This is a genomic window from Shinella sp. AETb1-6, assembly GCF_009826875.1.
Lineage (GTDB): Bacteria > Pseudomonadota > Alphaproteobacteria > Rhizobiales > Rhizobiaceae > Shinella > Shinella sumterensis.
In genome coordinates this window covers 1-9476 of record NZ_WUMM01000030.1, presented here as the reverse complement: position 1 = coordinate 9476, position 9476 = coordinate 1, and the positions used below count along the sequence as shown (strand labels likewise).

The 9476-nt window shown below is 57.7% G+C and carries 9 protein-coding genes, 1 tRNA gene and 4 pseudogenes; 6 read left to right on the top strand and 8 right to left on the bottom strand.

Annotated elements, in window-relative coordinates; translation table 11 throughout:
• Positions 1–155 precede the first annotated feature (155 nt).
• Positions 156–232, top strand: a tRNA-Met gene (locus tag GR158_RS24910).
• 264 nt (positions 233–496) lie between these two features.
• On the opposite strand, the gene GR158_RS24905 is transcribed toward GR158_RS24910, so the two are convergent.
• Genes GR158_RS24905 through GR158_RS25695 form a run of 3 tightly spaced genes read right to left on the bottom strand, consistent with a single transcriptional unit; the run spans position 497 to position 1298 of the window.
• A complete protein-coding gene (locus tag GR158_RS24905) occupies positions 497–883 on the bottom strand; it encodes a hypothetical protein (RefSeq protein WP_160873035.1) in 387 nt (128 codons plus the stop codon).
• Positions 826–1164, bottom strand: a complete 339-nt coding sequence (locus GR158_RS25700) for a zinc ribbon domain-containing protein (RefSeq protein WP_160873034.1) — start codon at positions 1162–1164, stop codon at positions 826–828. The genes GR158_RS24905 and GR158_RS25700 overlap by 58 nt, the downstream gene beginning before the upstream one ends.
• Entirely contained in the window at positions 1161–1298 is a 138-nt protein-coding gene (locus GR158_RS25695; protein WP_371731796.1) for a hypothetical protein, read from the bottom strand. Before GR158_RS25695 ends, GR158_RS25700 begins: the two co-directional genes overlap by 4 nt.
• A 27-nt stretch (positions 1299–1325) precedes the next feature.
• Here GR158_RS25695 and GR158_RS25240 point away from each other — a divergent pair.
• Both GR158_RS25240 and GR158_RS24890 read left to right on the top strand, forming a co-directional pair.
• Positions 1326–1493: pseudogene (locus tag GR158_RS25240) on the top strand (isoprenylcysteine carboxylmethyltransferase family protein); the annotation flags it as partial.
• A gap of 416 nt (positions 1494–1909) precedes the next feature.
• Positions 1910–2569 (top strand): zinc-binding dehydrogenase, encoded by a 660-nt coding sequence (locus GR158_RS24890; protein ID WP_371731795.1) that lies wholly within the window; start codon positions 1910–1912, stop codon positions 2567–2569.
• A gap of 266 nt (positions 2570–2835) precedes the next feature.
• Here the strand turns inward: GR158_RS24890 and GR158_RS24885 are convergent, their stop codons facing one another.
• The 3 genes from GR158_RS24885 to GR158_RS24875 are packed head-to-tail and all read right to left on the bottom strand — an operon-like array spanning position 2836 to position 6208.
• Positions 2836–3735, bottom strand: a complete 900-nt coding sequence (locus GR158_RS24885) for a plasmid partitioning protein RepB C-terminal domain-containing protein (protein ID WP_160873032.1) — start codon at positions 3733–3735, stop codon at positions 2836–2838.
• Positions 3732–4643 carry a plasmid partitioning protein RepB C-terminal domain-containing protein gene (locus GR158_RS24880; protein WP_160873031.1) on the bottom strand — a complete coding sequence of 304 codons (912 nt, stop codon included), beginning with the start codon at positions 4641–4643 and terminating at the stop codon, positions 3732–3734. The genes GR158_RS24885 and GR158_RS24880 overlap by 4 nt, the downstream gene beginning before the upstream one ends.
• Positions 4643–6208 (bottom strand): recombinase family protein, encoded by a 1566-nt coding sequence (locus tag GR158_RS24875; protein ID WP_246665791.1) that lies wholly within the window; start codon positions 6206–6208, stop codon positions 4643–4645. Before GR158_RS24875 ends, GR158_RS24880 begins: the two co-directional genes overlap by 1 nt.
• 363 nt (positions 6209–6571) lie before the next feature.
• Between GR158_RS24875 and GR158_RS25470 the strand changes: the two are divergent.
• From GR158_RS25470 to GR158_RS25690, 3 genes and pseudogenes are all read left to right on the top strand, one after another.
• A pseudogene (locus GR158_RS25470) lies at positions 6572–6742 on the top strand (transposase); the annotation flags it as partial.
• Between the two features lie 26 nt (positions 6743–6768).
• Positions 6769–7326 carry an IS5 family transposase gene (locus GR158_RS24870; RefSeq protein WP_246665794.1) on the top strand — a complete coding sequence of 186 codons (558 nt, stop codon included), beginning with the start codon at positions 6769–6771 and terminating at the stop codon, positions 7324–7326.
• Between the two features lie 479 nt (positions 7327–7805).
• A pseudogene (locus tag GR158_RS25690) lies at positions 7806–8153 on the top strand (N-acetyltransferase); the annotation flags it as partial.
• Between the two features lie 129 nt (positions 8154–8282).
• Here the strand turns inward: GR158_RS25690 and GR158_RS24860 are convergent.
• Positions 8283–9039 (bottom strand): annotated as a pseudogene (locus GR158_RS24860) (IS5 family transposase).
• Positions 9040–9082: 43 nt separating this feature from the next.
• Positions 9083–9476, bottom strand: a 394-nt coding sequence (locus tag GR158_RS24855; RefSeq protein ID WP_371731794.1) for an ImmA/IrrE family metallo-endopeptidase, incomplete at its 5' end; no start/stop codon positions are given.

The window sequence follows — 9476 nt, the reverse complement described above, 5'->3', positions numbered from 1 at the left end:
TGTTTGCAGAACCATACGTATCTCAGGGAACGAAGCATCGAAACCGGTGCACCCCTGACAGGAGACAAATCGCCTTCGGCAATTTGCTCCGGCACAGTCCGCCATCGCAACGCGATGGCGTAATCGCGATAAATCCCAAAGGGATTTACGCTTGGCGCGGGGTGGAGCAGCCCGGTAGCTCGTCAGGCTCATAACCTGAAGGCCGCAGGTTCAAATCCTGCCCCCGCAACCACTGAAACTTGAATATTTTGCCATTCAAGTCGTTTAACAGAAAGCTCCTCCGCGTAAGCGTCGAGGAGCTTTTTTGTTTCTGCTCCGTCTTTAGCTCGCCGGCGCGAAGCTTCTCCAGATAGTCGTGCTGCTTGAGCGCCTCGAACTGCTTCTCCAGGATCGCGGCCGCTTCCATCGCCGCGAGGATCGATGCGATCCTGCCGTGGACTTCGAGTGATGCCGGCTGATGACCGGGTGTCTTGCCGATCACCACCTTCTGGATGAACTAGCGCACGAGGTTGATGAACGGCTGCTTCGTTTCTGTGTTCCCGTGCTCGCGCAGGTAATAGAATGCCGAGTTGATGACCAGCTCGACAGCTTCGGGACTGACTTCCGCCTTCAGCTTCCCGATCTTCTCCCCGAAATCTTCCGCCTCTGGCGACTGCTTCAGCCGCGCCTCGAGCGCAGCGCGGCGCTCTTCAAGGCTGTCGAGCGCAGCCAGACGCGGGCGACCCTCAGCCGCACGGTCGCTGATCTGCTGGATGATCTGACGCTGTTCCTGTTCGGCAACCTTCAATTCCCCGGAAATGCGCTGGCGCTCGTCCGGTTCCTTCTTCATCGAGGCTGCAAGGTTCTGGCGGGCCTGTCCGGCGACATCGTCGAATACACCCATGCCGAAGAAGGCCGCAGGCAGGACAGCACCCGATCCTCCAGGTTCTTGCGCAGAATGGTCTTCTTGTTGGAGCAGTAGGCGCCGTCGAGCCCGTCGATCGGCAGCTTGTTCTTGTGGTTGGAGCAGCCGTAGCGTTCCTTTGCCATGATGGCGTAGGAGTCGCCGCACTCGGCGCATTCCAGCATGCCGCTCAACAGGTAGCTCGGCCGATGCGCCCTGTTCAGCCGGTTGGTGGTCGTGCGGGAAAAGTTCTCCAGCGTCGTCAGTTGCCGTTCCTTCACGCGCGCCAGAGTTCGTCGCTGATGATGCGCATGGCGGGAACCTCCGTCACGACCCAGTCGCTTTTGTCGTTGAGGCGAGCGGTTCGGCGTTCGGTTTCCGGGTTCTTGCGGTAGTTCTGCTTGTTCCAGACAATCCGGCCGACATAGAGTTCGTTGTGGAGGATGCCGGCCTGGCGATCGGCCTTGACGGGCCGATAGCCTTCGCCTTGCTCCCGTTGGTGCTGGTCGCGATCCAGACGCAGGTGATAGCCCGTGAGGAGCGCTATCTTGAAGCGAAGTTCGGCGACGACTACCGCCGCTACAAGGCCGAGGTGCGCTGTTGGCTCTGACTATTCTGCCGCTGCTGCCTGCGGGCCGGCTGACCCCGCAGTCCACCTAGCGCCGGCGGAGACGCACATGTCCAAAACCAGAGATACCGAAGCCAGCACCAGCATATTTTGACCGACCGTTCTTGGAGAAGCCTGGCACACATGGAGTTCGATATGTCACCTCCGACCTGTCAATGGCACTTCCGCGCGCTGCAGGGGGTGATCTCGATGGTCAACCGAAGCCCATCTTGCACGGTTTCCCGGACCCCATCCGTCGACGGCGACGCCCTCCCTTACCGAGTTCATTCTCCGCGTAGGCGTTGCCTATCCTTAGGACCACATGTGCATCGCGCCTGCACGACACCTGCCTGCGATGCGATGAATGCCGCGACGGCTATGAGGCCATCTACCAGCATCAACGAGCCTATGGCTTGAGCGTGCCGGGAGGGTTCGCGGAATATGCCGTCGCCGATGTCGCATTCGCCGTGCGACTGCCGTCGGATGTAGACCCTTCGACGATGGTGCCGGTCATGTGCGCCAGCGTCACCGCCTATTGCGCCATTCGACGGGCGGACCTGACCGCCGGCGAAAGGTTGGCCGTCGAGGGCTGCGGCGGCCTTAGCCTTTATGCGTTGCGGATCGCGACCCACATGGGCGTTCACATGCTGGCCGTGGACCGCAATCCGGCAAAGCTGGACCATGCCCGCCGCTATGGCGCGGCAGAGGTCGCCGTCGCCGGCGAAAGGCTTGAGCAAAACCTTGCGGCCAATCCCGGCTACCATCCTGGGATCAATTCCGCGCCGATTCCCGCCACCTGGTCGGCGATCGTCGCATCGATCCGGCCGCGCGGGCGCATCGCCGCCTCGGCGCTGGTATCTGAACCGGTTCCACTCATTCAGGAATGGCTGACGGCGACTGGCGTCGCAATCACCGGAACCGGCGTCGGTACGCGCCAGGAAATGCGCGAGGTCGTCGCCATGCATGCCAGGCAGCCGCTACTCAATCCGATCGAGCAGATTTACCTGTTCCGTGCCACGGATGCGCTTGTCGCACTCGAGGAGGGGAAGGCGGGCGGGCGCTTCGTGATACGGTATTGATGAGACAATGCTTCGGACCACATCAACGACATTGCGAATCAGCGCGCAAGCGAGAGCCGCGTCTTTTTCAGATTGCCTGTAGCTTGAAATCATTCGCGGCAACCGGCATGACGCCCCGCAAGATGCATGCCACGATTTAGGATCTCCAATGCTATAGATCACGGGTCTTTCAACGGTGATCGTGGCCTGCCGCACGACAAAAAGGTACGTTGCCTCGCCACTGCAGGCCTATCGACCACTTCCCGTCCTGGTTTGTTTGCAAGCAGTTATTCCCTTTCTAGTGACATAGCGTCCGCCTTAATGGCTTCCATGACTTTCTCAAGTTCTCCGGCCATATCGGCATGGTATCGCAGCAGATAATCAACGACAGCGTCATTTCTTAGCAGGCGGGAAACGTAGCCTTTGGCAACGACCAGCACGAGCATCGTGTCGCCAAGCGTATCCTGAACTGTTCGATAGTCCTGATAGAGCCTTTCCATCTCCCGCTCCATGCGGGCAATGTCTTCCGCAGAGGCCTCTATCGGTTTAGGTTTCTTCGGCTCCAGAAGAAGCTCGGGGCGTGTCGCCGAAAGGATCATGGTCGCATAGGTTATTGTAAAGCGATTTGCCGCGATCATCATTTCGGCGGCTTCGATCTGCCTCATTGGCTTCATCTTGCGCAGGATGGGGAATACACCGCGCGCCGCCAGCCTATCCTTAAGCAATTCCACCACCTCGGGCGCGATACCGTCCAGCATGCGCTGCCGTTCGCGGATACGTTCCACATTGACGCTGAGCGCTTTAGCTATGCGTTCAGCCGGAACCTTTTTAGCAATTGCCTGCATGATCATGCGGTGTTCCTGCACAGCACTCAGCCGATTGACCTGTCGATTGAACGTGAAGCCTTCGTCGTCTTTCGAAAGAAGACAGACGGCATGCGTCGCACCGAGAACCTTGAGGCATTCCAGCCGCACATGCCCGTCGAGAAGAATGTACTTTCTGCCTCCGTCTTTCCCACCCTTTTCGGGGAACACCGCCAGCGGCTCTATGATGCCGACTTCCTGTATCGACGCGAGGATCGTCTTGAACTTTGAGGAGTACCGCAGACTGGGTGACAGTGTGCGTGTCGGCAGAATGTCGTTTACAGGCACCTTGATGGTATGCTGTTCGAAGGTGGAGCGGCTCATTGGCTTTTTCCTCCGGAAAGGCGGTCGGCGAGCGGCTTGGGCATATCGACGATCCCCTCCGCTCGCAGCAGCGTCCGAAAATGCTCCTCCGAATGCAGCTTGCGCATAGCAGAGACGACAAAGAGCAGCCGCTGTTCCGCCACATCCGCTTTCTGGATGGCGAGACGCTGGCGCCGAACTTCCTCCTGGAAGGTCTGCGCCAGCCTTGCTGCCGTCATGGGCTTCTCGTTGCGCTGAATTACCTTCTGGTATTTTTGACCGAACGTCTTGCGTTTATCGATCAGCCGCCGGGCTTTTAGAAGCTGGTCCCCCTTTAGAGTTCCAGTTTCGTAGGCATCCATCATAGCGATCTGAACGTCGGCCTCGCTGGATCGAGCGATTTCGACGGCTAGGGAAAGAGGCAGCCATCCTTTTTCAACGGCGGTTATGAGGCGCTCTTCTCCCGCGCGCAGCAACTGGAGGATTCCCTGGATGTAGCTCGGATCCAGCCCAGTTTTCTGGCCGATCTGCACATTGGTGTACCCTCGATCTGAAAGCACCTGGACGGCGTTCAGGAGATCCTGGCTGGAGTGCTGTCGGCGGGCCAGGTTTTCGACGAGGCTCATCAGATAGCGGTCCGTTTCAGGAGCGGCTATGATCATCGCTGGAATATGGGTTTCGCCGAGAGCCTTGAAGGCCTCTATCCGGCCTTGGCCGCATATGAGCTCGTATCGCTGCCCCTGTTCATCCATGCCGGCTTCCGCAACCGTGATCGGGCGTTTCAGTCCTACAGTGGCTATACTTTCGACGACACCGGCAAAGGTTTTCTTGCTTCTCGCCCGGGGATTGAGAATGCGTATTCTATCAATGGGAATGGATATAATCTGCTGCGCGTGGCCAGCATGATGCTCTGTCGGACGTGTTGCCATCAGATGATATCCTTTATCCTGGTGCGCTTGACGAGGTGGTACAGGGCGTCGAGGGTGTCGAACCGGTAAACGTCAAGTTCGCTGGCGTTGTTTTCGAAGAGGCGTAGCTTCTCGCCGGAACAGTCCAGCGCAGGCAGGATGTAGAAATCCTTGATGCAGGCTTCCTCCGGCTCCATTCTTGCGGCGATGGTAATGTCCGCACAGAGGCCGGTGTCGAAGCGAATGAACCACCGCTTTCGGCCGGCTGTGCTAATATGGCAGCGGCTTAAGACCAGGGACGCGCGGATTTCCTCGTTCACGATGAACATGGAGCTGGCGCCATCATTTCTGACCCTCGCGCCTGTCTCATGCACTCGCGAGACTATGCTCGTTATGATGCCGGGATATTGTTGGCGGAGACGGCGATTGATATCGACATAGCGATAGTCGCGATCCGGCTGATATCCGATGAGTTTGTACGTCCGAAGCAGGCTGCCGAAACGGCTTTGATAGGCGCCGGCGGAGGGACAACTATCCGCCTCATCGATGATCAGCCCGGAGAGATAGCCATGGCGCTGCAGCACGCGTTGCAGCGCGTTCAGCATCTCCTCGTTGTCGGGCCGGTGCGACCTGGTAGCGATAATTTTCTGCGCCGCATTGAAAAGCTTCGGATCAATGATTGATTCGAACACGCCATCGGCCCTGACCCAAAGCGCAGGATCGTTTTGCACGCGCTTGGTCTTGAGCTTGAAAGATCGCCGGTTCCAGACATTGTTGCCAATGTATTTCTCGTTGGTGAGAACCTGGCGGACGGTACTGCGTGTCCAAGGGCGTTCGAGGTCGGTGTGAACCCCTTCCCAGTTCAGGCGGTTTGCGATCTGCTGTTCGGTCAAGCCGCGTTCGATAAAGTCCGCATAGATGCGCCTGACAACGGTGATCTCTTCAGGTGGTCCTGGTACGAGAACCACTCGGTCTGTCTGAATACTCTTATGTTCGAGGCGACGAAGCTGGAACTTCGCATTGCCGGAGTCATCCACGAGAAGCCGGCGCAAACCAAATCCTGCCGGTCCCCCTTGCCGGAAACCTTTTTTGATAAGGGTCGTTTGCCCCATATGCACTTTCGTTGAAAGTACCCGGCTATAGTCGCTTGCAGAACTGTTCGATACGAGAAGCTGGATTTTCGAGCCGATGTCGCCACCGTTCTGAAACCGCTCTCCGCAGAACTCCACGCGGACGCCGGCTTTCTTGCAATGGTGCATATAATAGATGCCTTCATCGAGGTCTTGGAATCGACCCCAGCGGCTCACGTCGTAGACGAGGATCAGTTCGTAATCGGCGTTGCCGCTTTCCACATCGGAAATCATCTTCCGGATGCCCGGCCTACCTTCAAATGTAAGGCCGCTAATGCCCTCGTCGGAATATGTGCGCACGATCTCGATATTGTTTTTCGCAGCATAGTCCTGAATCGCGCCCGCCTGATTCTCAGTGGAATAGCGCTGATGTTCGGTCGACATCCGAAGATACTGGGCTGCGCGAATCGGAGCGCTTGCCGAAACGGCGGATGTATTATTGATCAGTCCAATCATGCACGCCCCTGAAGCAACACGATCAGGTCCGTGCGGATGTTTGTAACTACCGGTCACCTAATCTTTCGACGTCTTCAATTTATGGGAGCCGTTTGGAAGGATGTTGCAGAAAAACGGAAATAATATCCGGGATGGAAAAGGTCGCCGGACACGCTTCAACTATCCTGAAGTCATCAGTGTTGCGCTGAAGCAGGAAAGTATGGGAAGGCCGGACTTTGCGATCGCTGTGGGGAATTGGACGGGCGCGTCGGATAGAACGGTGCTGAACTGGTTGAATGGCTTGACTGGCCCTAACGGGGCCTAGGCTCAGGACCTATTAATTTGGTTTGACCTGTGATTCATGGTTTCGGGAAGGAGACCGTGATGAGTGATTTGTTTTTGCTGAGCGAGCGCCAGATGGGGCGGATCGAACTTTATTTCCCATTGGCACATGGCGTACCGCGCGTTGACGACCGCCGTGTGATCAGCGGCATTGTTTATGTCATCAAGCACGGTCTGCAATGGAAGGATGCTCCGAAGGATTACGGCCCGCATAAGACCCTCTACAACCGGTTCATACGCTGGAGCCGTCTCGGCGTGTTCGACCGCATCTTCGCAGCACTTGCCGCCGAAAGTCCGAAGCCCGAGCATATCATGATCGACGCCACACACTTGAAAGCCCATCGCACGGCGGCGAGCCTACTCAAAAAGGGGATGTTCCCCGTCGTATCGGGCGAACCAAAGGCGGGCTGAACTCCAAGCTGCATACCGTCTGCGACGGAGAGGGGCGCCCGATTGTCATGCTGCTCAGCGAAGGGCAGATGAGTGATCACAAAGGTGCCCGCCTCGTGCTGGATGCCCTGCCGAAAGCCAAGACACTGATTGCCGACCGGGGGTATGACAGCACGCCATTCCGCGAAGCCTTGCAGGAAAAAGGTATTGAACCCTGTATCCCGTCCAGCCGAAGCCGCAAGGTGCCATATCCCTACGACAAGGCTCTCTACCGACAGCGCCACAAGGTCGAGAACCTCTTCGCAAAACTCAAGGACTGGAGGCGCATCGCAACCCGCTACGACCGATGCGCCCACACTTTCTTCTCCGCAATCTGCATCGCAGCAACATTCATCTTTTGGATCTGATTAACGAGTCCTGACCCTACCTCATCCAGCTTTTGCGTCGGTCCGACGAGGTTTTGAAGACCGTGCTGGCGCTTGCGCAAAGACAGGAAATACTATCGGCGTATTATGATCAGGAGAAACTGCATGCAGCGGACAGGGCGAAAGATGATGTTTCTGCTCGACCGGTGTCAGCTACGCATTCTGTGCAGGATGTCCCTAATCGTGACCCCGATGACCCTCATAGTGTCCCTGATCCGAATTCCGAGCAGGGAATGCGGCAGCGATGGTTTCTTCGCCAGCTTCAGGCGCAGAAGAACGCGCGTGCCGTGCACATCGCCGAGTTTTTCGGTGTCTCTCTAAAGACTGGCAAGCGAGATATCGCCGCCCTTAGGAAGCGCGGGGCTATTGCCTATCGAGGGAATAGGCGACGAGGCTGCTATACAATTCTAATGTGAATGGCACGAATTAAGTAGGCTGCTGAGAGCTTCCGTCAGGTGCTGCGTGTCGTCGGCTACTAAGGTGCAGCGCCAACCGCCGTGGTGCCGGCGGTCCTGCCACGCTCGATCCGCACCGGCCAGCCGCCTGATCCGGTTCTTTGCCTTCTTCTCGGCCCGCTTGCCGCCGACACCAGATGGGGGCAAGGGGATTGGCATCGGCCTCGTTAAACACGGCTGCAGCGTTGCATTCAGGCCGCCGCCCTCGTTGGCGGTCGGGCGCTGATGGTCAATGTCATAGATGAGGAAGCTGCCGAATTCTGGAGGCGGCGCGGCTTCCTGCCCTCGAAAGACGACCCGCTCGTCCTCATTCGCTCCATTGCCGACATCTCCGCATCGATGGCCGAAGAATGAGTCTTACACAGCCGGCAATGTTCACCACGCCGTCTGATCCAGCCGCTTGTCGAGTTCACGGACGGAAATGCCGAGCAGTTCGGCAGCCCGCGATTCACCGATGATCCCCCCGCTAGGACCAATCGACATTCATTGCATCCATATCATTGCAGCGATGAGATGAATGAAGCCCTGGAAGTGAATGGTTCTTCGTTCGTATCGGGTCGCAAAGCGGCGGCAGTGTTTCATTCGACCGAAGCAACGTTCGATGCGGTTGCGGTGTCTGTAGATGAGTTCGTCGTGTGCAATGATGAGCTTGCGCGATCGGTTAGACGGGATGACGGCCTCGGCTCCCATGGCGGCAATGATCGCCCGCAAAGCATTGCTGTCATAGGCTTTGTCGGCCAGAACTGCCTTGCCGGCCTGTCCTTCCAGAAGAGCCGGCGCCTGCGTGATGTCGTTCACCTGCCTTGCGGTTACGATGAACCGCAGCGGCCGACCTAATGCATCAGCCAGCATGTGAATCTTGGTGGTCAGTCCACCTCGGGAGCGCCCCAGCGCCTGATCCTTGGCCCCCTTTTCCTGAGGCTGCCTGCTGATGGGCGCGAACGATCGTACTGTCGATCATCAGATATTGGTTGTCGCGGTCGCACGTCAGTGTCTCGAAGACACGCTCCCAGATGCCGGCATGGCACCAACGGCTGAAGCGTTTATGGACCGTCTTCCACTTGCCGTAGCGCTCCGGTAGGTCGCGCCAATGCGCACCGGAGCGTAGAACCCACAGGCAACCATTGATAAATACACGGTTGTCCGAGCCGGTGCGCCCCGGATCGCCAGCCTTGCCGGGCAGCAGCGACGTAATCTTCGCCCACTGCCCATCGCTCAATTCATAACGCTTTGCAGCCACCCGACACCCTCGCGCTTCAAGATGGCTGTCTATGAATCAGCGATCAACTGATTTGGGAATCCTGAATGTCGATCCGGCCTAGGGCGCGATAGCAGAGGCGCTCGAAACGCCTTGGCTCTTCCACATCTGGTGCCATGCTTTCAGGCTCCTCATAAGGTGCATCGCGCCATCCTCGTACTGCAAAGATCTTGAAGAGCCGTGCGCAAGCGGGCGGACTGATGATGCCGAGATCTTTGCAGCGGTAGGTGAGGGCCTGAACGCTCACTCCGAAACGTTTTTTTAACGCCACCAGCTCTCCAATACTGATCGACGATCGATGCGCGCCAACCTCCGCACGCAAGACGTCAGGGGCATCAGAAAGGCACCCGCGAAGCGATGCGCGGCTTTCTCCACATCGACCCCGTCGCAGGGCGAGATGACAATATGTCCTAGGCTCA

Excerpts from the sequence above, each read along its gene's own strand:
- GR158_RS24880 (WP_160873031.1), bottom strand. The coding sequence starts at position 4,643 with ATGGCAACACGTCCGACAGAGCATCATGCTGGCCACGCGCAGCAGATT.
- GR158_RS24885 (WP_160873032.1), bottom strand. The coding sequence starts at position 3,735 with ATGAGCCGCTCCACCTTCGAACAGCATACCATCAAGGTGCCTGTAAAC.
- GR158_RS24875 (WP_246665791.1), bottom strand. The coding sequence starts at position 6,208 with ATGATTGGACTGATCAATAATACATCCGCCGTTTCGGCAAGCGCTCCG.
- GR158_RS24905 (WP_160873035.1), bottom strand. The coding sequence starts at position 883 with ATGGGTGTATTCGACGATGTCGCCGGACAGGCCCGCCAGAACCTTGCA.